Source organism: Verrucosispora sp. ts21, assembly GCF_002879555.1.
Taxonomy (GTDB): domain Bacteria; phylum Actinomycetota; class Actinomycetes; order Mycobacteriales; family Micromonosporaceae; genus Micromonospora; species Micromonospora gifhornensis.
The window spans coordinates 1-26,130 of sequence record NZ_PNOZ01000002.1; the positions used below are offsets into that span (position 1 = coordinate 1).

The 26,130-nt window shown below is 71.7% G+C and carries 22 protein-coding genes and 1 riboswitch; of the genes, 9 read left to right on the plus strand and 13 right to left on the minus strand.

Features of this window, described 5'->3' with window-relative positions; genetic code table 11:
- Positions 1-77: 77 nt before the first annotated feature.
- From paaN to C1A38_RS00775, 5 genes are all read right to left on the minus strand, one after another.
- Positions 78-1,754, minus strand: a complete 1,677-nt coding sequence (gene paaN, locus C1A38_RS00755) for a phenylacetic acid degradation protein PaaN (protein WP_199180033.1) — start codon at positions 1,752-1,754, stop codon at positions 78-80.
- Positions 1,755-1,807: 53 nt separating this feature from the next.
- A complete protein-coding gene (locus C1A38_RS00760; RefSeq protein ID WP_102656012.1) occupies positions 1,808-2,824 on the minus strand; it encodes a GNAT family N-acetyltransferase in 1,017 nt (338 codons plus the stop codon).
- Positions 2,825-2,872: 48 nt separating this feature from the next.
- Positions 2,873-3,889, minus strand: a complete 1,017-nt coding sequence (locus tag C1A38_RS00765; RefSeq protein WP_102655900.1) for a GNAT family N-acetyltransferase — start codon at positions 3,887-3,889, stop codon at positions 2,873-2,875.
- 300 nt (positions 3,890-4,189) lie between these two features.
- The gene (gene thrC / locus C1A38_RS00770; protein WP_102655901.1) at positions 4,190-5,476 is read right to left on the minus strand and encodes a threonine synthase; all 1,287 of its coding nucleotides are present in this window, start codon (positions 5,474-5,476) and stop codon (positions 4,190-4,192) included.
- A 9-nt stretch (positions 5,477-5,485) separates the two neighbouring features.
- Positions 5,486-5,621, minus strand: a riboswitch (SAM riboswitch).
- A gap of 182 nt (positions 5,622-5,803) precedes the next feature.
- Positions 5,804-6,253, minus strand: coding sequence for a DoxX family protein (locus tag C1A38_RS00775; RefSeq protein WP_102655902.1), 450 nt, complete (start codon positions 6,251-6,253; stop codon positions 5,804-5,806).
- Between the two features lie 264 nt (positions 6,254-6,517).
- Between C1A38_RS00775 and C1A38_RS00780 the strand changes: the two genes are divergently transcribed.
- Positions 6,518-7,225, plus strand: coding sequence for a DUF4232 domain-containing protein (locus C1A38_RS00780; protein WP_102655903.1), 708 nt, complete (start codon positions 6,518-6,520; stop codon positions 7,223-7,225).
- Positions 7,226-7,295: 70 nt separating this feature from the next.
- Here the strand turns inward: C1A38_RS00780 and C1A38_RS00785 are convergent, their stop codons facing one another.
- Complete coding sequence (locus C1A38_RS00785) at positions 7,296-8,252, minus strand: ABC transporter permease (RefSeq protein WP_233196549.1); 957 nt, start codon at positions 8,250-8,252, stop codon at positions 7,296-7,298.
- Complete coding sequence (locus tag C1A38_RS00790) at positions 8,252-11,116, minus strand: alpha/beta fold hydrolase (protein ID WP_102655904.1); 2,865 nt, start codon at positions 11,114-11,116, stop codon at positions 8,252-8,254. Before C1A38_RS00790 ends, C1A38_RS00785 begins: the two co-directional genes overlap by 1 nt.
- Before the next feature lie 370 nt (positions 11,117-11,486).
- Between C1A38_RS00790 and C1A38_RS00795 the strand changes: the two genes are divergently transcribed.
- The 7 genes from C1A38_RS00795 to C1A38_RS00825 are packed head-to-tail and all read left to right on the plus strand — an operon-like array spanning position 11,487 to position 19,754.
- On the plus strand, positions 11,487-12,659 hold the full coding sequence (locus C1A38_RS00795; protein ID WP_102655905.1) for a hypothetical protein: 1,173 nt from the start codon (positions 11,487-11,489) through the stop codon (positions 12,657-12,659).
- Positions 12,646-15,168 (plus strand): sensor histidine kinase, encoded by a 2,523-nt coding sequence (locus C1A38_RS00800; protein ID WP_102655906.1) that lies wholly within the window; start codon positions 12,646-12,648, stop codon positions 15,166-15,168. Before C1A38_RS00795 ends, C1A38_RS00800 begins: the two co-directional genes overlap by 14 nt.
- Entirely contained in the window at positions 15,165-15,635 is a 471-nt protein-coding gene (locus C1A38_RS00805) for a roadblock/LC7 domain-containing protein (RefSeq protein ID WP_102655907.1), read from the plus strand. The genes C1A38_RS00800 and C1A38_RS00805 overlap by 4 nt, the downstream gene beginning before the upstream one ends.
- Complete coding sequence (locus C1A38_RS00810; protein WP_102655908.1) at positions 15,632-16,108, plus strand: DUF742 domain-containing protein; 477 nt, start codon at positions 15,632-15,634, stop codon at positions 16,106-16,108. Before C1A38_RS00805 ends, C1A38_RS00810 begins: the two co-directional genes overlap by 4 nt.
- A complete protein-coding gene (locus tag C1A38_RS00815; protein WP_199180034.1) occupies positions 16,086-16,850 on the plus strand; it encodes a GTP-binding protein in 765 nt (254 codons plus the stop codon). The genes C1A38_RS00810 and C1A38_RS00815 overlap by 23 nt, the downstream gene beginning before the upstream one ends.
- A gap of 41 nt (positions 16,851-16,891) precedes the next feature.
- The gene (locus tag C1A38_RS00820; protein ID WP_102655909.1) at positions 16,892-17,371 is read left to right on the plus strand and encodes a hypothetical protein; all 480 of its coding nucleotides are present in this window, start codon (positions 16,892-16,894) and stop codon (positions 17,369-17,371) included.
- A gap of 37 nt (positions 17,372-17,408) precedes the next feature.
- Positions 17,409-19,754 carry an AAA family ATPase gene (locus tag C1A38_RS00825; protein ID WP_102655910.1) on the plus strand — a complete coding sequence of 782 codons (2,346 nt, stop codon included), beginning with the start codon at positions 17,409-17,411 and terminating at the stop codon, positions 19,752-19,754.
- 3 nt (positions 19,755-19,757) lie between these two features.
- Here C1A38_RS00825 and C1A38_RS00830 read toward each other — a convergent pair whose 3' ends face one another.
- The 6 genes from C1A38_RS00830 to C1A38_RS00855 all read right to left on the minus strand — a co-directional run bounded on the left by C1A38_RS00830 (position 19,758) and on the right by C1A38_RS00855 (position 25,007).
- The gene (locus C1A38_RS00830; RefSeq protein WP_102655911.1) at positions 19,758-20,267 is read right to left on the minus strand and encodes a GNAT family N-acetyltransferase; all 510 of its coding nucleotides are present in this window, start codon (positions 20,265-20,267) and stop codon (positions 19,758-19,760) included.
- A gap of 104 nt (positions 20,268-20,371) precedes the next feature.
- On the minus strand, positions 20,372-21,346 hold the full coding sequence (locus C1A38_RS00835) for a hypothetical protein (RefSeq protein ID WP_233196550.1): 975 nt from the start codon (positions 21,344-21,346) through the stop codon (positions 20,372-20,374).
- A gap of 81 nt (positions 21,347-21,427) precedes the next feature.
- Positions 21,428-21,829: a DUF3263 domain-containing protein gene (locus C1A38_RS00840; protein ID WP_102655912.1), complete on the minus strand. Its 402-nt coding sequence runs from the start codon at positions 21,827-21,829 to the stop codon at positions 21,428-21,430.
- A 201-nt stretch (positions 21,830-22,030) separates the two neighbouring features.
- Positions 22,031-23,044, minus strand: coding sequence for an ABC transporter permease subunit (locus tag C1A38_RS00845; protein WP_102655913.1), 1,014 nt, complete (start codon positions 23,042-23,044; stop codon positions 22,031-22,033).
- The gene (locus tag C1A38_RS00850; RefSeq protein WP_102655914.1) at positions 23,041-24,051 is read right to left on the minus strand and encodes an ABC transporter ATP-binding protein; all 1,011 of its coding nucleotides are present in this window, start codon (positions 24,049-24,051) and stop codon (positions 23,041-23,043) included. The genes C1A38_RS00845 and C1A38_RS00850 overlap by 4 nt, the downstream gene beginning before the upstream one ends.
- A 170-nt stretch (positions 24,052-24,221) precedes the next feature.
- Positions 24,222-25,007, minus strand: a complete 786-nt coding sequence (locus C1A38_RS00855; RefSeq protein ID WP_102655915.1) for a DeoR/GlpR family DNA-binding transcription regulator — start codon at positions 25,005-25,007, stop codon at positions 24,222-24,224.
- Between the two features lie 188 nt (positions 25,008-25,195).
- Between C1A38_RS00855 and C1A38_RS00860 the strand changes: the two genes are divergently transcribed.
- The gene (locus tag C1A38_RS00860; protein WP_102655916.1) at positions 25,196-26,125 is read left to right on the plus strand and encodes an SIS domain-containing protein; all 930 of its coding nucleotides are present in this window, start codon (positions 25,196-25,198) and stop codon (positions 26,123-26,125) included.
- Positions 26,126-26,130 lie beyond the last annotated feature (5 nt).

The window sequence follows — 26,130 nt, forward strand, 5'->3', positions numbered from 1 at the left end:
GGCAGCCCGACCCGCGCAGGGATCAAGCCTGACCGCCCGGAGCGGGTCGGGCTGCCCCGGAACCCCCCACCGCACCACTACGACGAATGCCGGCGACTCTGCACGATCCGGAACCGGTTCGCCACGTAGGCCCCGTCGGTCAACGCCGCATTGGCCGCCGCGTTCGCCCCGCTGCCGTGGAAGTCGGAGAACGCCGCCGACTGGTTCACGAAGACCCCGCCGGTGAGGTTGGCCGACAGGTGCACCCCGACCTCGATCGCGGCGTTCTCGGTGGCGGCGAGCACCGACTCGTCGGTGGAGTAGACCGCCGCGGTGAGGGCGCCCTTCTCCCCCACCGTCGAGCGCAGGATCTCCAGGCTGTGTGCGGTGGAGTCGGTTGCGATGGCGAAGGAGATCGGCCCGAACCACTCCCGCGAGTAGGTCGCGGTGTCGCCCGCGTCCAGCTTGACGATCGTCGGCGTACGCACGACGGCGCCGGGGTAGGCCGGGTGCTCGACGGTACGGGACTCCAGCACCGGCTCGCCGACCTTGGTGACCTCGTCCAGCCGCTCCAGTACGCCGTCGTTGACGATCGCGCCGGTCAGCTCGACACCCCGGGCGGGGTCGGCGGTCAGCTTGCCGACGGCGGCGGCGATGCCGGCGGCCACCTCGTCGAAGCTCTTGTGCCCCTGGTCGGTGTCGATCCCGTCCCGGGGGATAAGGATGTTCTGCGAGGTGGTGCACATCTGGCCGCTGTAGAGCACGAGGGTGAAGCCGAGATTGCGGCACATGCCGACGAAGTCGTCGGTGGAGTCGATGACGACCGTGTTGAGGCCGGCCTTCTCCGTGTAGACGGCGGCCTGCCGGGCGTTGGCTTCGAGCCAGTCGCCGTACTCGGTGGAACCGGTGAAGTCGACGATCTTGACGGCCGGGTGCAGGGCCAGCGTGGTGGCCAGCTTCTCGTCGGCGGCCTCCGGGGCGAGCAGCACCAGGTTCGGGTCGAAGCCGGCCTCGGCGAGCACCTCGCGGGCGTACCGCACGGTGATGGCCAGCGGCAGCACGGCCCGCGGGTGCGGCTTGACGACCACCGGGTTGCCGGTGACCAGGGAGGCGAACAGGCCCGGGTACGAGTTCCAGGTCGGGAAGGTGTTGCAGCCGATGACCAGGCCGACGCCGCGGGGCACCACGTGGAAGGTCTTGGTCATCCGCAGCGGGTCGCCCTTGCCGGCGGCCTTCTCCCAGCCGGCGGTGCCCGGGTGCCGGGCCATCTCGGCGTAGGAGTAGGCGATCGCCTCCAGGGCCCGGTCGAGGGCGTGGGCGCCACCGGCCTGGAAGGCCATCACGAACGCCTGACCGCTGGTGAACTGCACCGCGTTGGCCAGCTCGAAGACGTGCTTGTGCAGCCGGGCCAGGATCTCCAGGCAGACGCCCGCCCGGGTCTGCGGACCGGCGTCGCGCCAGGCGGGCAGCGCGGCGGACGCGGCGGCGACCAGCTGGTCGGCGGTGGCGTGCGGGTAGGTCACGTTCAGCTCGACGCCGAACGGGCTGGTCTCGGTGGCGATCCACTGGCCGTCGGTGGGCTGGTCGAGCGGGAAGTTCCCGCCCAGGTACGCCTCGAAGGCGGCCTTGCCGTCGGCCGCCGCGGTCTCGCCGTACACCCTGGGGCTCGGTGATTCCGGGTAGGCGGACCAGTACCCGCGCTCCGTGATCGCGGTCAGCGCGCGGTTGAGGGTTTCGGCGTGCCTGTCGTAGTGGGGGTGCGGGGTGTCCGTCATGCCCGCCATCATGCAACAGGAAGCCCCGCGATCAGTAGAGGCGTGTCACAAACTCAGAGGGTCAACTGCCAGTCCGCGGCGCTTTCGGCCACCCGGTAGCCGAGCTGTTCGTTGATGTTGACCATGTGGTCGTTGACCGCTGCGTTCCAGGTGTCGATCACCCGCAGCTCCGGCTCCTGCGCCAGCATCTGACGCAGGTTCTCGATCTTCACCAGCAGGCCGAGGCGATGCCCCCGGTGCGCCGGGTCGACGATTGTGATCTCCTGCGAGGCGTACCAGTTCGTGAACGGGCCGGTCTGGATCATCGTCCAGGCGACCAGCCGCCCGGTCTGCTCGTGCACCGCCCCGAGGTGATAGCGCCGCCGACCGCGCAGCGCCTGGAACCGCTCGATCTCGCGGATCCGCGCGGCGTCCACCCGCTCCCCCTCCATGGCGAGATCGCCGGTCGGCGCGTCGACGAGCAGCCGGGCCTCCAGCCGGGCCACGTCGGCCACGTACTCCTCGGGGGCCGCGCCGCACCACGCCACCGTGCGGTAGCCGACCGCCCGCGACCGGGCCTGCTCGTGCAGCGCGGTGAGCGCCGCCTCGTCCAGCCGGGTGGTGTCCAGCCGGCGACGCACCATCGGCAGGGCGGCCTGCGCGCCGACCGCCGCCGCGAAACCCGCACCGGGCGGCTGCCGGTCCTCTCCCGGCCGCACCCCGTCGACCTCTGCGATCAGGTGTTTGCGCCCGTGCCCCAGGGCCACCTCCCGGGCGTGGGCGAGCAGGGCCCGGCCCACCCCGCGCCGCCGGTGAGCCGGGTCGACGAAAAGCTCGACGAGGACGTTGCTGGTGTTGTCCAACTGCGGCAGGCGTAGCCACAGATATCCGACGGCCTCGCCGCCCTGCCGGGCCAGCGCGCGATAAATCAGACTGCCGTACGGCGGATGGGCTGCCACCAGGCCGAACTCGACTCGGTCACCGACCGGCACGTCAGGCGTGTCGAGGGCTTGGACCGCCGCGCGGATCCGGTACGCGTCGTCCAGCGCCGCCTCGTCGCAGCGGTCGAACGGGGCTACGGCGATGTCCATGGCCGCGAGCCTGCCCGCCACCGCCCGACCCTGCCACCAGTTTTTGCATCACACCGACAGCTGCCAGTTGCTCCACCGGTCCCGCACCCGGAAGCCGAGCTGCTCGTTGATCGCGATCATGTGCTCGTTGCTGTCCGCGTTGAAGGTGTCGATGGCCTGGACATCCGGCTCGTGGGCGAGCAGGTGCCGCAGATTTTCGATCTTGGCGAGCAGGCCGAGCCGGTGCCCACGGTGCTCGGGATCCACGATGGTGATCTGCTGGAAGGCGTGCCAGCCGGTGGACGCGCCGACGTCCAGCAGCGTCCACGCGACAAGCCGCCCGGTCGCCTGATGGCGTACGCCCGCGTGGTAGCGCCGCCGGCCGCGGGCCGCCAACGCCCGGTCGGTGCCGCGCACCCGCTCGGCGTCGATCTGCTCCGGCTCCCAGGCGAGATCACCCATCGGCGCGTCGGCAAGCAGCCGACCGTCCAGGTACGCCACGTCGGCGAGGTGTTCCTCCGGCGTACCGCCCTGCCAGAACAGCAGTTCGTACCCGGCCGTCCGGGCCCGGGCCTCGGCCAGCAGCGCGTCGAGTAGCGCCTGGTCGAGGTGGCGGGTGTCGAGTCGTCGCCGCACGTCGACCAGGGCGTCCGTCGCGCCGACGGTGGTCGCGAAGGCGGTTGCCGGCGAGGGGCGGTCCGGCTGTCCGGGCAGGTGCGCGGGGCTCATCGTGCTCACCCGTACACGTCCCCGCTCGCGCAGCACGTCGAGGCCCCGGTCGAGCAGCGCGCGCCCCACCCCCCGGCGACGGTACGCCGGATGCACGACCAGGTCGGCGGAGGCGTTCTCGGTGTTGTCCAGCTGCGGCAGGTCGAGCAGCAGATAGCCGGCGGGCGCACCGTCGACGTGGGCCAGCAGGTGCACCGCCACGTCGCCGGGCATCGGGTGCCGGATCATGCCGAAGAACCGTTGCCGACAGCTGGGCAGGTCGGGCACGTCCACCGCCCAGGCGGCGGTGTCGATCTCGTACGCCTGCTCGATGGCGGTGTCGTCGCCGGCACCGAAGGGCGCGATGGTGAGGGTCATGTCGGCAGCCTGCGCGAGGAAAAGACGAACGGGCCAGCGAATTTTCGCTGGCCCGTTCGGACGTTGGTCGGGAGGGTCGATCGCACAACGCCTCCGGCGTTGGGTCGTACAGACTGAAAGTCTACGGCGATACGCCCTCCCGCACGGAGCATCTTCCGCTGTGCGGTTCTTGCCGTCAAGTCCCCGTCGGCGTGTTTTCCGCATTCCTGAAGAAACGTGAATACACTTCGATCACCGGCGATTCCGCTTGATCATTTACCGCTGGTCACGGCATTTCCGCTGATCATGTGCCCGGTCGACTCAGCCGAGCAGGCCGGCATCGCGGGCGGCCCGCAACGACGGCTTGATCCGATGGGTCGGCCCCACCTCGCCGGCCACCGCGTCGAGGGTCTTGAGCCCTTCGCCGGTGTTGAACACCACCGTCTCGGCGGTCGGATCCAACCTGCCGGACTCGACAAGCTTGCGCAGCACCGCCACTGTCACGCCACCGGCCGTCTCGGCGAAGACCCCTGTGGTACGCGCCAACAGCCGCACTCCGGCGCGGATCTCGTCGTCGTCGGCGTACTCCATCCAGCCGCCGGTGCGGCGTACCGCCTCCAGCGCGTACAGACCGGCGGCCGGGTCGCCGATGTTCAGGGACTTGGCGATGCCGGTCGGCTTGACCGGGGTGATGACGTCGCTGTCGGCGTGCAGGGCGGTGGCGATCGGGTTGCAGCCGGCCGACTGCGCGCCGAACACCTTCCAACCGCCCGCAGGCGCCTCGACCAGCCCGATCTCGACCAGCTCGGTGAATGCCTTGTCAATCTTGGTGAGCAGTTCGCCGGAGGCCATCGGGATGACCACCTGGGCGGGAATCCGCCAACCGAGTTGTTCGGCCACCTCGTAGCCGAGCGTCTTGGAACCCTCCGCGTAGTACGGCCGGACATTGACGTTGACGAAGGCGGTGTCCTCGAACTCGTCAGTCTCCACCAGCTCACCGCAGAGCCGGTTCACGTCGTCGTACGAGCCGTCGATGGCGACCAGGTCGCCGCCGTAGACGGCGGTGGTCACCACCTTGCCCTGTTCCAGGTCGCTGGGGATGAAGACCACCGAGGGGGTGCCGACCCGGGCGGCGTGCGCGGCGACCGAGTTGGCCAGGTTGCCGGTGGAGGCGCAGGCGAACCGGGAGAAGCCGAGCGCCCGGGCGGCGGTCAGCGCCACCGACACCACGCGGTCCTTGAACGAGTGGGTGGGGTTGGCGCTGTCGTCCTTGACCCACAGCGGGGCGGTGATGCCCAACTCGGCGGCGAGCCGGTCGGCGGCGACAAGTGGGGTGAACCCCGGTTCCAGGGTGACCCGGGTGGCCGGGTCCTGACCGGCGGGCAGCAGGGCGGCGTACCGCCAGATGTTGCGCGGGCCGGCCTCGATCTGCTCCCGGGTGACGGCAGCGAGGGCGGCCGGGTCGTAGTCGACCTCCAGCGGGCCGAAACACTCGTAACAGGCGTGCTGGGCGGCGAGGGGGTAGCGGGCCGAACAGGCGCGACAGACCAGAGCGCGGGCCGGGCTGGTGGCGGTGTTGATGCCGGAGGGGGCGAGCGTCGACGTCATGCCGAAGTCCTCTCATCTTCCCCCGCATCGCACTCTGCGGCGGGGACGGAATTGGCACCTGCCCCGCCGGACGCTCAACGATGAGCGCGCGAGGTGGTTGCCGGGGCGTCGTCGGGCCGTATCCCTCAGCCCCTCTGGATGAGGTATGCAGTTGTGCTGCCGATTCTAGGCAGTAGCGCCGCCGCCGTCGCCTGGCTGTCCCAGCTTGTGAGCGAAATCGCCGATTGGTCCGCAGGTCACGCTCATTCCTGGATCGAGTGGCATCAGTGCCGCCGAAGCACCACCCGATCCAGGTCCGAGCATGATCGCGACTCTCGCGAGGGAGGGTCAGGCCGGCACGGAGCTGCGCGCGTCGGCGTCGAGAGCGAGTTGCCGCCCGCCGCGCTGCCCGAACAGGTTGTCCAGCGCCCAGCTTCCCGGGCCGAGGATCGCGACAAGCAGGAACGACCAGCAGAACAACACGGACAACTCGCCCTGGTTGCGCATCGGCAGCAGCGCCTCGGGCTGGTGGACCATGAAGTACGCGTACGCCATCGAGCCCGAAGCCAGCAGCGCGGCGGGACGGGTGAAAAGGCCGACAAGCACCAGCGCACCACAGAGCGCCTGGATCAGTGCGGCCCACCAGCCCGGCCACTGGCCGAGCGGCACAGGTTCACCGCTGCCCCGGTTACCACCGAAGATGCCGAACAACGAGGCCAGGCCGTGACAGAGAAACAGCAGGCCGACAACCATGCGGAACAGGGACAGTGCCGGCCCGCCGAACCGGTCGATACGCATTCGGATACCTCCGTAGTAGATCCGATGAGGGGATCCAGAATGCGAGATGTATAGATAGTTGTCGATGCAATCTCTGACTGTGGGAACGCTCCCAGACCATGCTAGCGGCTGAAACTTCCGGGCGCTGTCCCGTCACTCAGCGTCCAACCGGTTCGCGGAAGGCTCGCGCCACGGGAATCCCCTTACTGAGGCGGGTGTGCTCCTCGATCACGAATCCGGGACGTCAGGACCACGCGTGGTATCGGGCGATGTGACGATGTCCCGATGCGCGGGACACGTATGACATCTCCAGCAACGACCGCCCGGCGCCGGACCCGGCCGTATCGCCGCCCGGTCGGGGCGCTCGCGACGCTGGCCCTGCTCGTCGGGTGCGCCCCGACCCCCGACGCCGGGGACAGCGCCGCCGGCGCGACCGACACCCCACCACCGGTCGCCACCCCGTCGACGGGTACGCCGCCGACCGCCGACACCGCCGCACCAGGCCCCTGTCCGGCCGAGGGCGTACGGATCAGCTCCCTCGGGGTGAGCGCGGCCATGGGCCTGCGGGCGATGAGCCTGGAACTGGTCAACTGCGGCAGCCACCCGTACCGCCTGCACGGCTACCCGCAGCTACGGCTGCTGGACAGCGACGACAACCTGATCAGAGTCCGGGTCATCGCCGGAGCCGCAGAGATCACTTCGGGCTTCGACGACCCGCCCCGGCCCCTGACGCTGGCGCCCGGAGAAGCCGCGGGCGCGGCAGTGCTCTGGCGCAACCTGGTCGACGACCCGAGCGTGGTCGCCACCAATGCGCAGCGGCTGGAGGTCGCCCCGGCGGAGGGAGAGCCGACGCAGGAGGTCGCCGTCGAGGGGCCGATCGACCTCGGCAACACCAACCGGGTCGGCGTGAGCGCCTGGAAGAAGCAGCCCCCCACCTCGGCGCTGCCGCCCGCCACACCCCTCGCCCCGAGCACGGTCCCACCGCAGCACTGACCCGCCGCGAGGTCCTGGTGCGACGACACCCGTTACCGGCGGCACCGACCAGGATCTCGCGGCAGCCGGGCTACGAGACGACGTCCTTGCGGGTGAAGCGCCAGAAGGCCAGTCCCCAGAAGGCGGTGGCGTAGCAGATCGCGGAGACGGCGCCACGGACGATGTCGTCGGTCTGTATCGGGGTGGAGAGCAGCCCCAGCCAGGCGGTGCTGTAGTGGGTGGGCAGGAAGGACCGGATCGCGCCGAGCGCGGTGATCTGGTCCAGGATGCTGGACAGGATCCACAGCAGCACCGCACCGCCCACCGCACCGAGCGCGGCGTCCGTGATCACCGAGAGCAGGAACGCCAGGCCGGCGACGACAAGCAGGACCACCGCGAGGTAGCCGAGGACGGCGAGCAACCGCAGCAGGCCCTCGCCCGGCTCCAACTGGGCGGCGACCGTGCTGCGCAGCGGCGACCAGCCGTACCGGAGGGTGCCGATGAGCAGAGCCGTGCCGGCGAGCAGCACCAGCGCCAACCCCGAGTAGGTCAGGGCGACCAACAGCTTGATCGTCAGCAGCCGGGCCCGTGGCACCGGAATCGCCAGCAGGTAACGCAGGCTGCCCCAGCTCGCCTCGCTGGCCACCGTGTCGCCGCAGAACAGCGCCACCACCACGACCAGCAGGAACGACGCTGACACGAAGATGGTGAACAGGGTGAAGTTCAGCCCGCCGGAGGTGGCGAAGGAGACCAGGCTGCCGAACTCACCCCGGCCGTTGTCGTCGTCGCCGGTGTCGAACTGGAAGGCGATCAGGATGATCAGCGGCAGCAGCACCATGAAGCCGAGCGCCAACTGCGTACGCCGCCGCGACGCCTGCCGCCGGAACTCCGCCGCGAACGGCAGCGTCCGCGAGGGTCGGTAACCGGCACCGGCACCCGAGGGGGCCACCCGGGTCACCGCACCACCGGACGACGTGCCACCGCGCGCCGTCCCGGACGGCGTCGGTTCGTCCCCGCCGCGCGTGGGTTCCACAGTCGATCCCGCCATCACCGGTCCCCGCTTCCCCGAGAGTTCTCCCCCACCAGGGCGAGGAAGGCGTCCTCCAGGCGGCGCCGAGGCACCACCCGGTCCACTCCGATCCCGGCCCGGACCAACTCGGCCACCACCTCGCTGCGGGTGGTGCCGTTCGTGTCGACCACCAGCTGCCCGTCGGTGTCGTCGAGCACCCGTACCCCGCCGAGATCGGCAAGCACCTCCCGGGCCGCCGCCGGGTCACTCACCTCGAACAGCACGCTCGGCGAGTCACCGACGATCTCCTCGACCGGTCCGGAGGCGACGATCCGGCCCTTGTTGACCACCACAGCGTGGGTGCAGGTCTGCTCCACCTCGGCGAGCAGGTGGCTGGAGACCAGCACTGCCCGACCGTCGGTGGCGTAGCGCTGGAGCACCCGACGCATCTCGGCGATCTGGGGCGGGTCCAACCCGTCGGTGGGCTCGTCGAGCACCAGCAACTCGGGCAGGCCCAGCATGGCCTGGGCGATGGCCAGCCGCTGGCGCATGCCGTGGCTGTACTTGCGTACCTTGCGGTGCACCGACGAACCGAGCCCGGCGATCTCCAGCGCCTGGTCGAAGTGCGCGTCGGCCTCCGGCCGCCCGGTCGCCCGCCAGTACGCCTTCAGGTTCTCCAGCCCGGACAGGTGCGGCAGGAAGCCCGGCCCCTCCACCAGCGCGCCGATCCGTGACAGCACCGGCGAGCCGGGGACCAGCCGGTGACCGAAGACGTAGATCTCTCCAGCGGTCGGCTGGGTCAGCCCCATCAGCACCCGCAGGGTGGTGGTCTTGCCGGCACCGTTGGGCCCGAGCAGACCGACCACCTGACCGGGGTGCACCTCGAAGTCCACCTCGGAGACGGCGACGAAGCCGTCGGCGTACTCCTTGCGCAGATGGCGCACGGCCAGCGGCGTGTCCGCGTACTCCGGGTGCACGGAGGTGTCCTGGCGGCGGTGTCGCAGGCGCAGCAGGAGCACGAGCACGACGAGCCCGAGCACGATCGCGGCGAGCAGCCCGACCAGGATCCAGCGCCAGAGCACCGCCTCGGTGGGGATCGGTTCGGCGTCGACGGTGGGCAGGCTCACCGGGCCGGTGGCCGCGACCTGGTAGACCGTCGGCTCGACCGGGGTGGTGTACGCCTGGTCCGAGGTGGCCAGGACCAGGCGGAGGCGATGCCCGGCCTCGACCCGGTGGACGATCGCCGGCAGCGTGACCGTCACCTGGGCGGCCTCGGCGACCTGGGTCGGCAGGCCGGTCAACCGGATCGGGGCGATCAGCCCGCTGGGCAGGGTGGCCGCCCCTTCCGGGTTGACGTCGTAGAGCTTGGCGAAGAGGACCGCCTCGCCGGTGGGTGACGCGGCGCGGATCTGCACGGTGGGCGACCCGACCACGTCGACGGCCTCGGTCAACGGCTCGGAGTCGAACCGGGCGTGCTGGCCCGGTATGTCGGCGGCCACCCCGCTGAGCAACGAACTCAACGAGCCGGCGAAGGGCACCGAGGAGATCGCCGCCGGGTTTCCGGCGGGCGGGTTGGCGACCGGTTGGGGCGGCCCGGCCAGGGCCACCTCCTGCCGGGACTGCCCGTTCAGGCCCGGATAGTCGGCGGTGCGGTAGCCGGTCGCCACCAGTCCCCGGTCCAGCGCGTCGAAGCCGGCGATCCGGGAGAAGGTGAAGCTGTCCGCCGGCGTGGCGGCCGTTCCCGCGACGTAATGGTCGAGCCACTGGGCGGTCAGGAACTTCACCCGGTCGGAGTCGGTACGCGGACCCGCCCCGCCGTCGTGGCCGCCGGTGAACCAGGCGACCCGGACCGGGGTGCCGTTGGCGGCGATGCCCCGGGCGTTGGCGTCCGCCTCGCCGAGCGGGAAGAGGGTGTCCGCCGCCCCCTGCACCAGCAGGGTGGGTGCCTTGATCCGGTCCAGCACCCCGGCCGGACTGGACCGCCGCAGCAGGTCCACGGCGGACTGGTCGGCCTGCCCGGTGACGGCGATGCTCAGGTACGCGGCACACACGTCGGGGGCGAAGCGGCCACAGGCCGGGTCGGGGATGGTGCCGGTGGTCGGTGCGCCCGGCGCGGTGCCCGGCCCCTGCCCGGGTGCCGGGCTGGGCGGACCGGGCGACGGTGCCCCCTCGGGGGGCTCCGCGGTGTTGCCGGAGATTCCCGCCGGACCGGAGCCCACATTCCCCCCGCCGCCGAAGAAGATGCCGGCCCAGCCGGACTTGAACACCCCCCGGGTCGGTTCCCCGCCGGTGCTCTCCGGCAGGAAGGCGCGGGAAAGGTCGTTCCAGGTGATCATCGGGACGATCGCGTCGACCCGCTGGTCCTGGGCGGCCAGCAGCAGCGCCAGGCCGCCGCCGTAGGAACCGCCGACGACACCCACCCGCGGGTCACCGTCGCCGTCGGTACGGATCTCCGGTCGCGCGGCCAGCCAGTCCAGCAGGCGCTGAGCGTCGCGTACCTCGTAGTCGGGGTTGTCCAGATGGATCTGGCCCCCGCTGCGGCCGAACCCGCGCGCGGTCCAGGTCAGCACCGCGTAGCCCCGGTCGGCCAACTCCTCGGCGTCGGTGCGGACCGAGTTCTTGGTGCCGCCGAAGCCATGGGCGAGCAGAACCGCCGGCACCTTCCGGTCCGCGGCGGCGTCGTTCGGCAGGTACAACGTGGTGTCCAGGTCGACCGGCTCGTTGCCGGTCGGTCCGGATGCGACGGTGAGCATCGCGGACTCGGTGCGGAAACCCGGGCGATCCGGCCACGCGGCCCAGACCACGACGGCGGCCAGCAGGACGACGGCCACCGACACCGCGACGGCCCGGCGACCGGTGGGCAGGGCACGGCGCAGCCGCGCGGCCGAGATCGGCGATTTCATTCGCCACACGGTACGGCGCGAAACCTGTGTACTAGCTGAGTTCCGCCGTACGTCCGTTCTGTTCGGCCGAACGTCACCCGGGAGGGGTCAACCGCACAACGTCCATCGGGCCAACCTTTGGGACGACTTCCCATTGTGGAAATTCCTACCTTCCATCGGAATCCATATGGAAGTACGTCTTATCCCTCCCAAAAACAGCACCCACGGTGATCGATTCGATGAGCCTGCGTCACCTCGCGCGAAGTGACGCAAAGCCGACCCGTGAGGCCGGTACCGGGCCAACCGTGTTCGATTAGTTTCCGGTCCGGCGCACGGGACCGGCTCGTCGACGCCGCTGCCGCACCTGCGCCGACCGCTCAAGGAGATCATCATGACCGTTCCCGCTCCGCGGGTCCGTCGCCGACCCCGGACCCGGGGTCGGCTGTTGCCGCTGCTGCTCAGCATCGCGCTGCTGCTCCCGGTGGCGCTGCTCACCGTGCAGGCCCACCGGCTCGTCGACGCCGACCGCGAGGTCGTCGAGCGGGAACGGCTGGGCGTGGAGTACCTGCGGGCCCTCGCGCCGGTCACCGAGGCGCTGGTGAACGCGCAGAGCGCCGCCGTCGCCCGCCGGCCGCTGCCCCGACAGGTCCTGGAACAGGCGATCGAGCAGGTCGCGGCGGTCGACGCCCGGATCGGCGGCGAGTTGCGCACCGGGGAACGGTGGGCCGGCGTCCGGGCGAAGCTGGAGGCGCTGCCGGAACGCTCGCTGACCGACCCGGAGGCCGCCTTCGCCGCCTACCGCGAGGTCACCGACCTGCTGCTGGCCCTGCACACGAAGGTGCGGGAGAGCAGCGGTCTGATCCGGGACGCCGGCGCCGACTCGCACTTCCTCCAGGACGGCGTCGGGGAGGAGATGCCGGAGGCCCTGGTCGCCGCCGGGCGGCTCACCGACCTGGCCATGCTCATCGAACGGCGAGCCGCCACCGAACAGCTGCGCTCCTTCGGTGAACTGGCCGCCCACCGGGTCGCCGCCCTCCAGCCCGCCAACGACCTGGTCAACAACCTTCGGGCGGTGATGGACAGCTCGGAGAGCGCCGACCTGGGCGCGAACGTGCTCAGTTCGTTCGACGCCTACCAGCGGGGGGTCGAGGCGATGGCGCTGACCTCCCAACCCGACCAGACCGGCAAGCTCGACGTGGTCCGGCTCACCGGTGCCCGGCTGGAGGCGCAGGAAGCCGCCAAGCAGCTCCAGCCGGTCCTGCTCGACGAGATCGACCGACTGCTTGCCGAGCGGCTCGACGAACTCAACCGGGACAACCTGCTGGTCCTCGGCGCGGGTGGGCTCGCCGGGCTGCTGCTGATCGCGCTCGCGGTGACCATCTGGATGTCTCACCCGAGGGACAACCCAGGCATTGTCGACGCGCCCGGCAACGAGCCGGAGCGTGCCGGTTCGGACCGGCCGTCCGGCAGTCACTGGGAGCAGATGGCGGCGCAACGACCCCCGGTGCCGGTGGGACAGGGACACGACCCGGATCGCTGGAGGCCCTTCGATGCTGCTCGATAGGCTTCGGATCCGGGGCAAACTCGCCCTGTTGGTGCTCATCCCGGTGCTCTGCATGCTCGGGCTGACCATGCCGGTGGTCTGGGAGCGGGTCGGGGTGGCACAGCGTGCCGACGACATCGCCGGCACCGTGCAGGTCGCCAACCGGGTCGGCACCCTCCTGCAACACCTGCAACGGGAGCGGATGCTCGCCGTCGGTCTGCTGCTGCGGCAGGCCGACCGCAGCGACCTGATCCAGGAGATCGCGGAGGTGGACGACCTGGTCGCCGACCTGCGGGCGGAACTGGGCGACGGCCTGACCCCCGCGGTGAGCGCCGCGCTCGACGGGGTCCGGCAACTGGCACCCGTACGCACGGCCCTGCTCGCCGACCGCGCCACAGTCGAGCAGATCCTGGGCACGTACGCGCCGGTGCACCTCGCCCTGATCGACTCGCTGCGGCTGCCGTACGACGTGGACACCCGCACCTCGGTCGGCCGGCAGGTGCTGGCCCTGGACCGCATCCTGCGCAAGAGCGAGGGGATCAGCGCGGGCGCCGCCCTGATCGTGCTGATCGCCGCCGACCCCAATCCGGGGCTCGCCACCGCCTACGTGGCAAACATGGCCACCCTCCGGGCGGACAGCAACCAGATGCTCGGCCTGCTCACCCCCGAACAGCTGGTGCTGATGGACATCGAGCAGGCCGCGGTGGACGCCCGTGCCGGTGAGGACTTCCTCGAACAGAGCGCCCTGGACCCGGTCACCGCGGCGTCCCGGATTCCCATCGAGGCGCTCTACCCGACCACCTCCTCGCTGATCACCCTGGGTCAGTTCGTGGAGAAGAAGCTGGTCACCGACGTCACCGCCGAGGTGCGCGCCGAGCGGCAGGCCGCGCTGTTCGCCGCGTACTGGGTGACCGCCCTGGTCCTGGTGATCCTGGTCGTCGTCGTACTGCTCGCCCTGGTGATCGGCCGGGCGGTCGCACGGCCGCTGACCCGACTCACCCGCTCCGCCGACCGGGTCGCCCGGGTCGCCGAATCCGAGCTGCTGCGGGTCGCCGACGACGAGGCGGACCAGGCTCAGTCGATCCGTCTCGACCGGGTCGAGATCCGGGGCCGCGACGAGATCGGCGATCTGGCCCGGGCCTTCGAACGGGTCCAGACCACGGCCGCCCAGTTGGTGGAACGACAGGTGGCGAGCCGACGCAACGTTGCCCAGATGTTCGGTCACGTCGGTCGGCGTACCCAGAACCTCGTCGGCCGCCAGATCGCCCTGATCGACCGGTTGGAGCAGCAGGAGACCGAGCCGGGGCGGCTGGAGAACCTGTACCGGCTCGACCACATCTCCAGCCGGCTGCGGCGCAACGCGGGCAACCTGGTGGTGCTCTCGGGCGCGGCCGGCGACGTGGTACACGCCGCGCCGGTCCCGCTCGCCGACGTGGTCCGCCTGGCCCTCGGCGAGATCGAGGACTACACCCGGGTGGACGTGCAGGTTCCCGGCGAGGTCTCGGCAGCACCGGCGATCGTCGGTGACCTGGTGCTGGCGCTTGCCGAGTTGATGGAGAACGCCACCGTCTTCTCCCCGCCGCACACCCGGGTGGTGGTCAACGGCGAGCTGACCGAGGACGGTGCCCGGCTGACCGTGGTCGACCACGGCATCGGCATGACCGAGGCGCGGCTGGCCGACGAGAACGCCCGGCTCACCCGGCGCGAGCGGCTGGACCTGGTCCCGACCGAGGTGCTCGGGCTCTTCGTGGTGGGTCGGCTGGCCCGTCGACACGGCTGGCTGGTCGTACTCTCCGCCACTCCGGGCGGCGGGGTTTCCGCCACCCTGTCGATCGCTCGGCCGGACCTGGTGCTCGGCACGCCCGAGCCGGATCTCCGGACCGCCCCGATCACCGCCCGGCCCGCCCTGCCGACGCCATCGCAACCGGTACCCGCCAGCCCTGCCCGGCCCGGGGACGGGCTGGCGGTGGCCGGTACCGGCGGGCCGGGCGGGTTCGACCAGCGGCTGCTGACCCGGGCCACCGCGAGCATCGAGTTGGCCGAGTCGTGGGACGCCTTCGCCACCGCTGCCCGCGCCGAAGCCGACCCGGCTGCGACGCAGCAGACACCGGTTCCGCCGGCACCGCCCGGTGCCACCGCCCCGCCGCCCGGGATCCGGCAGCGGGTTCCCGGAGCCAGCCTGCCGAGAATCACCCCCCAGGTCGGCCCGGCGGACGCCACCACCGCCGACCCGGTCGCCGCACGCACCCTTGTCGAACAGTTCGAGTCCGGGGTACGCCGAGCCGAACAGCAGCGGGAGCACGCGCAGCCCGAGCCGGTGGCTCCCGCACCGTCCGGCGCTCCGGCCCACCTGACCCGGCGGGTTCCCGGCGCGAATCTGGTCACGACGCCCAACCGGCAGCAGCTCACCGACCACCCCGGCGACCCGGCCGAGGTGCGCGATCTCATCAACGCGTTCGAGCACGGCGTCGCCCGGGCTCTGCGCGATGTCCGTCCAGACCGCACCAACGACGAAGGAACGCCACATTGACCAGTCCGCACGTACACGAGAACCTCGACCACTCGGGCCACCCGGTCGGTGACCTCAGCCCCGAGGCCCGCACCTTCAACTGGCTGCTGGACACCTTCACGTCCAGCACGGCAGGCGTGCTGGAGGCGATCGCCGTCTCGTCGGACGGGCTGCTGATGGCCATGTCCGCGATCAAGGACCGCTCCAACGCGGAACGGCTCGCCGCCGTGGTCTCCGGCATGACCAGTCTGGCCGGCGGTGCCGCCAGTTGGTACGCCCTCGGCGGGCTGAACCGGGTCGTGGTGGACATGGCCGAGGGGTATCTGCTGATCAGCGCGATCAGCAGCGGCTCGGTGCTCGGCGTGGTGGCCGACCGGTCCGCCAACCTCGGCACCGTGGCCTACGAGATGACGCTCTTCGCCGGTCGAGCCGGTAGTGCACTCACCCCGCGCCTGATCGCCGAACTCAAGAATTCCGTCCAGCAGTGACTCACGACGCCGCCGGTGAGCAGACAGGGCCGGAGCCCCGGATCCGGCCCTACCTGCGCGCGTCCTCCCCGGTTGGTGACGCCGAGGGGGCACCGGCGGCGTTCGGGGCGGAGCCGGAGACGGCCGAGCCGATCGGCCTGCGCCCGTTCGTGCTCACCGCCGGCCGGGTGGCCGGAGCGGACCCGACGATCGGCCTGGAGACCCAGGTGACAGCCCGGGCGGACGCCGAGGCGTGGCACCTGGCAGCCGCCCGGCTCACTCCTGAACTTCAGGCGATCGTGGCGCTCTGCCGTGAGCCGATCTCGGTCGCCGAGATCTCCGCGAAGACCCGGCTGCACTTCGGCGTGACCCGGGTGCTGGTGGGGGATCTGCGCGCCGCCGGCCATCTCGACGTGCACGTCACCGACACCGACGACGCCCTCGACCCCGACGTCATCCTGCGAGTGATTGATGGACTCCGTGCAATCTCCTGACTGGCCGGTCGCCCCGCAGGGCGCGCTCTCCGCCAACAGCGCCACCGCCCGTTACGGCGGCCCGACACCGACTCCGCCGCCGGTGGTGGGGCGAGCCAGTCTGCCGCCGCCCCAGCCGGCAGCCCAGCCGTACCATCCGCCGGTCGCCGCGCCGGCCGCGACCGGCACCCCACCGCGCCCCGCGCCACCGATCCCGGTCAAGATCCTGATCGCGGGTGGGTTCGGGGTCGGCAAGACGACAACCGTGGCGTCGATCTCGGAGATCGATCCGTTGACCACCGAGGCGGAGATGACCATCGCCGGGATCGGGGTCGACGATCCGGGACAGCGCTTCGACAAGACCACCACCACCGTGGCGATGGACTTCGGCTGCGTCACCATCGACCGCAGTCTCAAGCTGTACCTGTTCGGCACGCCCGGTCAGGCCCGCTTCGGCTTCATGTGGGACGACCTGGCGCGCGGCGCGCTCGGCGCGTTGGTGGTGGTCGACAGTGCCCGGCTGGACGACTGCTACCCGGCGATCGACTTCTTCGAACGCGCCGGGCTGCCCTTCGTGGTCGGGGTGAACGCCTTCGACGGGCGGCTGGCGCACGACCTCGGCGCCATTCGTTGGGCCCTGGCGATCGGCGACCATGTACCTCTGGTGCAGTTCGACGCCCGGGATCGACTCTCGGTACGGGACGCCCTGCTGGTCGTCCTGGACCGGGCGCTGGCCCGGGCCACCCGGGACAAGCGGGCCTGAGCCGAACGGCTCGGAGCCCCTCGTGGGAAGGGGTGAGGCGGATGCGAGGCGGGCTTGACGAGACCCTGGCCCGGATGCGGCGGCGCGAGGAGGCACTGCGCCGCCGGTCCACCGAACCGGCCGACGGCGAATCCGGGTCGGCGGACGGGGCACCCCCGTCCAGTGCCGACGGTCGCAACGACGGCACCGGCTGGGCCCCGCACCGGGAGGCGGGCGGGCACGTGCTCGATGATGTCGCCGAGGCGCTGCGGGCCGCCGTCGCGGTCCATCCCGGCACGGCGGTCACCGCCCGGATCGACCACGACGGGCAGGCGTACGACCTGCGGGTGGCCTGGACCGGCCAGGAGGTGACGGTGACCGGGCAACCGGTGGCGGCACCGCCGTCCTGGCCGTTGTCGGCGAACACCGTCGCCGGCTGGCCCGCCCGTCAGGAGACGCTGACCGGTGACCCGGCGGCTCGGCTGGCCGAGCTGATCCGCCGCGACCCGTCCCTGCTGACCAGCGAGGGTCCGCCGGGCTGACCGCACCCGGGATGATCGGGCCGTTTAGGGTCGGGCGATGGGCGAACCCGAGTTGACCTTGACCGCGAGCCTGCGGGCGGCCGCACTGGACGCCCGGCGCGGCATCGTCCGGCTGCACCCCGAGGTGCTCACCGCGCTGGGCCTGCGGCCGGGCGATCCGGTCCGGTTGACCGGCCGGCGGGTGACCGCCGGGATCGTCGCCCCGGCCGAGCCGACCGCGAGCAGCGCCCTGCTGCACGCCGACGACCTGATGTTGGGCAACCTCGGCGTACGCGACGGCGGCCAGGTACGGGTGAGCGCCGCTCCCACCGTCGCGGCGGCCCGGGTGCTGCTCGCCGGGCCGGCGGAGGTCGTCGCGGTGGTCTCCCCGGAGATGCTCCGGTTGGCGCTGCTGGGCAAGGTGGTCACCACCGGGGACGACGTGTCGCTGCTGCCTCAGGACGTGCTGCCCGACGCCGCGACGCGCAGCCTGGTCGAGGTGGCCCGGCGCAGCCTGTCGACCCGGGTCGGTTATGCCTGGACCAGCACGCTGCTGCGGGTCGTCGCCGCCGAACCCGAGGTCGGTGCCCTGGTCACCATGGACACCACAGTCGGCTGGGAGCACGGGGCCCGCACCCACGGCGTCGCCGGCTCGCTGGCCGGTCGCGCCGCGTCCCTGGCCGGTGCCGGTGGCACGGGCACGGCGTCGCCCACCGACACCTCCCGCTTCGACACCGCCGGTCGGTTCGGCGGGCTCGATGCCGGCCGGGCCGGTGACATGGATGCCGGCGCGGCATCGGCGGGCTGGTCGGGCAGCGGGTCGACCGCCGAAGCGACCGAGCACGTGGCGTCGGTGGACGAGCTGCCCGGCCTGCGTTCCCAGGCCGAGGAGCTGACCCAACTGCTCGACCTGGGCTTTCACCACCGCGAGGTGCTGGGGCGGCTGGGCACCACGGTGGCGCTCGGGGTGCTGGTCAGCGGTCCGGCCGGTTCCGGCAAGTCGGCGTTGGTCCGGGCGGTCGCCGCCCAGGTCGGTGCCCGGGTGCATGCCCTCTGGGCACCCGAGATCGCCGCCCTGAGCAACTCCTCGGCCGCCGCCCGGCTGCGCGAGACCACCGCCGAGGTAATCGCCGACGGGCCGGCCGTGCTGCTGGTCACCGACGTGGAGGCGCTCGCCCCAGCGGACACCCCGGGGCCGGTGGCGACCGTGTTCCGTCAGTGCCTCGCCCAGGTCGTGCACGCCGGTGCGGCGGTGGTCTGCACCACCAGCCGACCGGAGGCACTCGACCCGGCGATGCGCGCCCCGGACCTGCTCTCGTTGCGGATCGACGTACCCCTGCCCGATGCCGCCCTGCGCCGGGAACAGTTGACAGTGCTGACCCGCCCGGTCCCGCTCGCCGACGACGTACGGCTGGACGAGGTGGCGGGGCGTACGCCCGGTTTCGTCGCCGCCGACCTGGCCGCGCTGGTCCGCGAGGCCGGCATCCGCGCGGCGCTGCGCCAGAAGTCCGACGAGAACCCGACGGTCCGGATGGCCGACTTCACCGCCGCCCTGGAGGTGGTCCGGCCGACAAGCATGGCCGCCTCCACCCTGGAACTGGCCCGGGTCACCCTCGACGACGTCGGTGACCTGGTCGAGGTCAAGCAGCAGTTGACCGAGTCGGTGCTCTGGCCGCTGACCTACCCGGACACCTTCGCCCGGCTCGGCGTGCAGCCGCCGCGCGGGGTGCTGCTCTACGGGCCGCCCGGCTGCGGCAAGACCTACCTGGTGACCGCGCTGGCCGGGTCAGGCCGGGCGAACGTGCTCTCGGTCAAGGGCGCGGAGCTGCTGTCGAAGTGGGTCGGCGAGAGCGAACGGGCGGTACGCGAACTGTTCCGCCGGGCCCGGGAGGCCGCACCGACGCTTGTCTTCCTCGACGAGCTGGACGCCCTCGCCCCGGTACGCGGCCAGGCCACCGACGGCGGCACCACCGACCGGGTGGTCGCCGCCCTGCTCACCGAGTTGGACGGGGTGGAGGCGCTGCGCAACGTCGTCGTGGTCGGCGCGACCAACCGGCCCGACCTGATCGACCCGGCGCTGCTGCGCCCGGGGCGGCTGGAACGGCTGGTCTACGTGCCGCCACCGGACGCCGAGGCACGCGCGGCGATCCTGCGCGCCGCCGCGCGTAACGTGCCGCTCGCCGAAGACGTCGACCTCGGTGCGCTCGGCACCGAGTTGGACGGCTTCTCGGCCGCCGACTGCGCGGCGCTGGTCCGGGAGGCGGCACTGGCCGCGATGCGCGAGTCGCTGACCGCCGCCACGGTCACCGCCGCACACGTGGAGACCGCCCGGGCGCGGGTACGTCCGTCCCTGGACCCGGCCCAGGTGGCGTGGCTGGCCGCGTACGCCGAGCAGCGTGGCTGAGCCCTAGAGTGCCGGTGGCGTCGCGTCGAGGTGGATCTCGGCGTGCACCCGGTCGCCGTCCTCGCGCAGCTTCGCGCCGCACTTCTCCAGCACCGACATGGCCCCGCGATTCTCCGGTGTGGTGTCGGCGACCACGACCCGCATGCCGGCCGCGGCGGCCAGGTTCAACAACTCGCGCAACGCCGCCGCGCCGATGCCCTGGCCCCGGGCGGAGCGGCCGAGCCACATGCCCACCTCGGCGACGTCGGGCTCGTCGCGTCGGGCCATCCGGATCATCCCGACCACCTCGCCGCCGGCCATGATCGCGTACATGGCGGTGCGGGTGGCTGCGTCGAGCCCGCCGAAGCTGGCCCGGTGGAACTCCCGGAACGCCTCCCGCCGCGCGTGCGACCAGCCGGCCGGTGCCGCCACCGGCGGCATCACGTCGGCCGGTTCCGCCTCGGCGACCGCTACGGAGAGCAACGGTTCGAGGTTCTGCTCGTCCACCGGCTCCAACCGGACCGCACCCGTCACGTGCCGGAGTCTTCCGCGCCCGGCAGCGGAAGTCCACCGGGTTGGCGAGGAGGTGCACCTCTGGTGCAATCGGATCGGCCGGTCGGCCGAAATCGGTTACCGCCTCACATTCCGGTGTCGTCCGGCCGATCGAATTCGCAGTAGACGGCGGAGGCGTCGTCGGCCCGTTTGTGCCGGCGCAACCGGTCGGAATGGTCCCGCTCGGCAGCCCGCACCCGGGCGATCAGCCCACCCGGCCCTTCGGCTGCCACCACGTCGAGCAGGCCACCCCAGTCGAACAGCCCGAACTCCTCCACGGCGACGGACGCTCCGTCGCTGAGCAGCACCGCGCGGCGCAGCGCCGACGGGCCGCGCAACGGCAGGCTGCCGACCACCGCGTGGTACGCCGCGTCCGGGTCGGCGGCCGCGACCCAGTAACCGTGCGTACGGTTCATCCGCTCCCGTTGCACCGACACGGCGTGCCGCAACCGGGTGGCCCGGTCGATCGAGTCGGGCAGCGCGGCTGCGGTGCCCCGCAGGCCGGCCGCCGCAGAGGCCAGCCGGTCGTCGACGATCACGTCGACCCGGTCGCCGGTGTCGAGCACCAGTGGGCTGTCGCAGAGCACCAGGTAGTCCACCTGATCACCGCCGTCGCGCAGCAGGCAGACGGTGCTGGCCGGGGTCCCCGGATGGTCAAGATCGCACTGGTCGCCGTGGTCGGCGCGAACCGCCAGGATCGCCGCCGCCAGGTTGCTCACCAGCGTCGCCGCCGGCCGAGCCGCCTCGGCCAGCCCGAGCCGGGCGGCCAGATGCCGGACGTACCACTGCGGCCCGTGTACACACCCGGTGTCGAAGCCCTCCGGCACGGTCGCCCCGTCCAACACCCCGACCAGGGGGCCGAACTGGAACACCACGTCCTCGTTGACCGTGCTGCCGGGTGGCGGAGCGGACGCGGAGCGTACCCGCATGGTTGGCGCGGATCCGACGGCCATGCCCCGCCGACGCTCGTCGGCCGTCGCCTCGGGCGGCCCGGTGCCGCTGCCCGGGTGCGTCACCTGCACCCCGGTCCGCCTCGATCCGGCGGGGTCACCTCGGGTCATCGCCGCCACCTCCGCGCCCCGGCTACCCGCCCGGCGTCCCGACATGCCCCCGATGTCGCTCCGGCTCTGCGGGCGGTGAGTTCAGCGGCGGCGGTTACGGGCTCGGGAAGCGCGGAGTCGCCGTAGCCGGCCTACCAGCACCGGGTCGGCGGCCAGCGCCGCCGGATTGTCCAGCAGCGCGTTGAGCAACTGGTAGTAGCGGGTGGCGGAGAGCCCGAAGCGATCCCGGATGGCCTGCTCCTTGGCGCCGGCATGCCGCCACCACTGCCGTTCGAAGGCGAGGATCTCCTGCTCCCGCTCGCCGAGGGCACCGGCCGGCGCGGCCACGGCGTCGGGAGCGGCCACGGCGTCGGGAGCGGTCGGCGTGGACTCGTCCTCGGGCGCTGATCGCGGCGGCGGCACCGCCACGGGCTCCGGGCCGGCGCTGGTCGGCATCCGGGCCTCAGGGCTCTGCGCTGTCGGGGTGGCGTCGGCGGGCGGCATGGGGCTCCTCACGGGGGCGGCCGGCACGGGCGACGCCAACCGGGGTTTCCCAGCCTAACCACAGGTCACACCCGACGCACCAGGAGCGCCGTGCCCCTCGGCCAGCCCTGCGCCGCCGCGCCGGCGGTGCCGGAGGCGACACCGCCCGTGGGCGCGATCCGGGGAGAGATCGCGCCCACGGGCCCCTTCAGGTGATGCCCGTCAGGCGATGTCCCGCCGACGGAGCGTCCAGAGCGCCCCGCCGAGGAAGATCACCACCGCGACCGTGAACAGGATCGACGAGTGCTGCCAGGTGATGTCCAGGGTGGCCGGGTTGCACTCACCGGTGTAGGAGGCGTTGCAGGACCGCCAGTCCTCAAGCGTCAGCGTCTTGGTCATCCAGGCGTACACGTACGTGGGCAGCAGCCATGCCTCGCCGAACCGGACCTGGGCCAGGTCCAGCAGGATGGCGAGCCCGGCCTGGCCGACCACCATGACCGCAATCGCCCCGCCCAGTGCCATCGCGGTGTGCCGGCCGAGCGAAGCCAGGGCGAAGCCCACGGTCGCCGCGACCAGCACCAACACGACCCCGCGCAGCCCGGTGAGCAGGAACGACTGCCAGACACCGGAGGTCATCCCCTCGGTGGTCCCGCGCCAGCTGCCGATCAGCCAGAGAATGCCGAACCACGCCACGGAGGCGGACAGCGCCAGGGCGAGCATCCCGGTGAGCAACGCTCCCAGCTTCGTCAGCAGGACGTTCAGCCGCTTCGGTCGCCACAACAGCAGGTTCATCATCCCGCCGGTGTTCCACTCGGCACCGATGAAGGAGGCACCCACCACGAAGCCGACCATGGCCAGGATGCCCGCGAGTGTGACGAGCATGTCCGGGGCGTTGGCCTTGAAGATGAAGGTCGACGGGAGGTACCACTCCGCCTGGATGTCCTCCCGTGCCGGTGGGGCGATCTCCGCACAGTCGGCCGGGTAGTACTCGACGTCCTCGCCTGCCGCCTTCGCGCGCTCGCAGCTGGCACGCTCCTGCTCGGCCCACCGCACCTGCTCGGCATGGCTTCGGTCGGCGGCCCGCGTGGCCTCGGCCCACTGTTCGGGGCCGATCTTCTCGTTGGTGGCGAACAGGCCCACCACGACGAGGGCCAGGATCAGCAGGCCACCGGCGGTCATCCAGCGGGTGAAGCGCCGCTTGGCCAGCCGGCGCAGTTCGGTACGGAAGAGACTCACGCGCCCCAACCTCCCCCGGTGGGCGCGGACGGTGCCGCCCCATCGACTCGTACGGACTGGTCGACCTGCCGGTGCTGGCCGGGAACCGGCGCGGTGTTGGTCAACTCGAGGAAGACGCTCTCCAGGTCGACCGTGACCGGGGCGAGTTCGCTGACGTAGAGGCCCTGTTCGGCCAGGAGCCGGGTGATCGTGGCCGGCTTGTCCACCCCGGCGACCATCAGGTGGTCCTGGTTCGCGGTCACCCGGTAACCGTTGCCGTGCAGCGCGTTCGCGGCGAGCGGCAGGTCCATGACGGCTTCCAGCCGGACCCGTACCCCGCCGCCGGAGTGCTGCGCCAGCACCTCGTCGACCGGGCCGTAGGCGACCCGACGCCCCAGCGAGATGATGGTGACCGAGTCACAGATCAGCTGGATCTCGCCGAGGATGTGGCTGGAGAGCACCACAGTCATCCCCGACTCGGCGAGGTTGCGCACCAACGTACGCATCTCCCGGATGCCGCCCGGGTCGAGGCCGTTGGCCGGCTCGTCCAGGATCAGCAGCTTGGGGTTCTTGAGCAGAGCCGAGGCGACAGCGAGCCGCTGCTTCATGCCCAGCGAGTACGTCTTGACCCGCTCGCCGGCCCGGTCGCGCAGGCCGACCAGTTCCAGCACCTCGTCGACCCGCTGCTGAGGCACCTCACCGGCGCCGGCCAGCAGGGAGAGCGTGTCGCGGGCGCTGAAGTGCGGGAAGAACTGCGGGCTCTCCACGATCGCGCCGACCTGACGGGCAATCTGGGGCAACGCCGCCGGCACTTCCTGGCCGAGAATGGACATTCGGCCGCCGTCGGAGCGGATGAGCCCGAGCAGCGTACGCAGAGTGGTGGTCTTGCCCGACCCGTTGGGGCCGAGGAAGCCGTGCACCTCCCCCGCCTCGACCCGCATGTCGAAGCCGTCCAGGGCATTGCGGGTGCCGCGTCGTCGACTGCGGTACGTCTTTCGTAGACCTTCGATTTCCAGGACAGCTGGCAAGCTGCACCTCCCCCGTTGGGTGTGGGGCGCCTCCGTTGCGGGGGCGACCACGACACCATACTTGGTATGCACCCGAAGGCAATACCCGGTATGCAGCGCCACGCCGAGACCCTGTTAAAAGGGGCCCCCTGCTCTACCGGAGACGTTAAGAGGGGGCCCTTCCTTACACCTCAGGCGCAGATGACGTGCACGCCGGCGGCGCGGAAGGCATCGACCACGTCGGGCGTGGCGCCCGAGTCGGTGACAAGCGTCTCGACCCGGTCGACCGGGCAGATCCGGGCGAAGGCGTGACCGCCCAGCTTGGACGAATCAGCGATTATCACCACTCGCTTGGCCCGAGCCACCATGAGGTTGTTCATCGCGGCCTCGCCCTCGTGGTGGGCGGCGGCACCGAGCTGCGGGTCGATGGCGTCCACGCCGAGCAGCGCGACGTCCAGGGTCACCTCGCGCAGCAGCGCCCCACCCAGGGGCCCCACCAGCTCGAACGACTTGGGTCGCACCACCCCGCCGGCGACCACGACCTTCATCCGGGAGCGGACCAGCAGCTCGTTGGCGATGTTGAGGGCGTTGGTGACCACGGTCAGCTGGGCGCCCTCGGCGTTGGTGTTGAGATCCGGCCGGACGGCCAGCGCCCGGGCCACCTCGGTGCTTGTGGTGCCGCCGTTGAGGCCGACCACCGTGCCCGGCGTGACAAGCGCTGCGGCGGCGGCGCCGATGCGCTGCTTCTCCGCGGAGTTCTTGGCCGTCTTGTAGCGCAGGGGCAGGTCGTAGGAGACCCCGTTCGCGACCGCGCCACCCCGGGTACGGGTGATCATCTGCTGCTGGGCGAGCTGGTCGAAGTCCCGGCGGATGGTGGCCTGGGAAACGTCCAGCCGGCCGGCGGCCTCCTCGACGGTGACCCGACCGGACTCGGTCAGCATCTCGAGCAGGGCGTTCCATCTCGCGTAACGGTCCACCCCGGGACCTCCGTGTCTGCACGAATGTGATTGGTTGCGTGCACACTAGTGCTCAAAACTAGGAAACAGCAAAACCTGATGCTGCTCGATCAACCAGGCGGTTGCTATTTCCATCGAGTTTCGCGCAGAATAACGCGCGAAAGACGGGTCAAACGAGCCGTATTGCGCAGCCGCTGCGAGGAGTTCTCATGGCGCACGTCCACGCGGAGATCGCTAGTCAGCCGGACTGTTGGCACCAGGCAGCAGACCTCGCTCCGACGGTCCTCGACCGGCTACCACGCGACGGTGAACGGGTCGCCGTCGTCGGCTGCGGCACGTCGTGGTTCATGGCGATGGCGTACGCGGCCCGCCGCGAGGCCACCGGCCACGGCGAGACGGACGCCTTCCAGGCCAGCGAGTTCCCGATCGGCCGCCGCTACGACCGGTTGCTGGTGATCACCCGCTCCGGCACCACCACCGAGGTGCTCGACCTGCTCGCCGCGCTGCACGGACGAGTCCCGACCACGGTGCTGGTCGGTGACCCCACCTCCCCGGCGGTGAGCCTCGCCGACGCCGCGGTGCCCCTGCCGTTCGCCGACGAACGGTCGGTGGTGCAGACCCGCTTCGCCACCACCGCGCTGGCGCTGCTGCGCGCGCAACTCGGCGACAACATCGGCGCGCTGGTCGCCGACGCGGAGGTCGCCGTCCGCGCCCCGCTGCCGATCGACCCGACTCTGATCGAGCAGGTCACCTTCCTGGGCCGCGGTTGGACGATCGGCCTGGCTCTGGAGGCGGCACTCAAGTGCCGGGAGGCGGCCACCTTCTGGGCCGAGGCGTACCCGGCGATGGACTACCGGCACGGCCCCATCTCGGTGGCCGCCCCCGGGCGGCTGGTCTGGGCCTTCGGCGAGTTGCCCGACGGGCTGCCCGAGGATGTCGCCGCCACCGGCGCGGCCTTCGTGCACAGCCGCACCCACGGGGTCCGTACCGTGCTGGGTCGTTGGGCCGCCGGACGCACCCCGGTCGACCCGATGGCGGACCTGATCCTGGCGCAGCGCTTCGCCGTCGCACTGGCGACAAGTCGCGGGCTCGACCCCGACGCGCCCCGGCACCTGAGCCGGTCCGTGGTGCTCGCGTGAGCGAG

Coding starts and splice junctions, on each gene's coding strand:
- C1A38_RS00820 (WP_102655909.1), top strand. CDS start 16,892: ATGCGAGGCGGGCTTGACGAGACCCTGGCCCGGATGCGGCGGCGCGAG.
- C1A38_RS00780 (WP_102655903.1), top strand. CDS start 6,518: ATGCGCGGGACACGTATGACATCTCCAGCAACGACCGCCCGGCGCCGG.
- C1A38_RS00775 (WP_102655902.1), bottom strand. CDS start 6,253: ATGCGTATCGACCGGTTCGGCGGGCCGGCACTGTCCCTGTTCCGCATG.
- C1A38_RS00785 (WP_233196549.1), bottom strand. CDS start 8,252: ATGGCGGGATCGACTGTGGAACCCACGCGCGGCGGGGACGAACCGACG.
- paaN (WP_199180033.1), bottom strand. CDS start 1,754: ATGACGGACACCCCGCACCCCCACTACGACAGGCACGCCGAAACCCTC.
- C1A38_RS00790 (WP_102655904.1), bottom strand. CDS start 11,116: ATGAAATCGCCGATCTCGGCCGCGCGGCTGCGCCGTGCCCTGCCCACC.
- C1A38_RS00860 (WP_102655916.1), top strand. CDS start 25,196: ATGGCGCACGTCCACGCGGAGATCGCTAGTCAGCCGGACTGTTGGCAC.
- C1A38_RS00840 (WP_102655912.1), bottom strand. CDS start 21,829: ATGCCGCCCGCCGACGCCACCCCGACAGCGCAGAGCCCTGAGGCCCGG.
- thrC (WP_102655901.1), bottom strand. CDS start 5,476: ATGACGTCGACGCTCGCCCCCTCCGGCATCAACACCGCCACCAGCCCG.
- C1A38_RS00825 (WP_102655910.1), top strand. CDS start 17,409: ATGGGCGAACCCGAGTTGACCTTGACCGCGAGCCTGCGGGCGGCCGCA.
- C1A38_RS00800 (WP_102655906.1), top strand. CDS start 12,646: ATGCTGCTCGATAGGCTTCGGATCCGGGGCAAACTCGCCCTGTTGGTG.
- C1A38_RS00835 (WP_233196550.1), bottom strand. CDS start 21,346: ATGACCCGAGGTGACCCCGCCGGATCGAGGCGGACCGGGGTGCAGGTG.
- C1A38_RS00815 (WP_199180034.1), top strand. CDS start 16,086: ATGGACTCCGTGCAATCTCCTGACTGGCCGGTCGCCCCGCAGGGCGCG.
- C1A38_RS00760 (WP_102656012.1), bottom strand. CDS start 2,824: ATGGACATCGCCGTAGCCCCGTTCGACCGCTGCGACGAGGCGGCGCTG.
- C1A38_RS00765 (WP_102655900.1), bottom strand. CDS start 3,889: ATGACCCTCACCATCGCGCCCTTCGGTGCCGGCGACGACACCGCCATC.
- C1A38_RS00795 (WP_102655905.1), top strand. CDS start 11,487: ATGACCGTTCCCGCTCCGCGGGTCCGTCGCCGACCCCGGACCCGGGGT.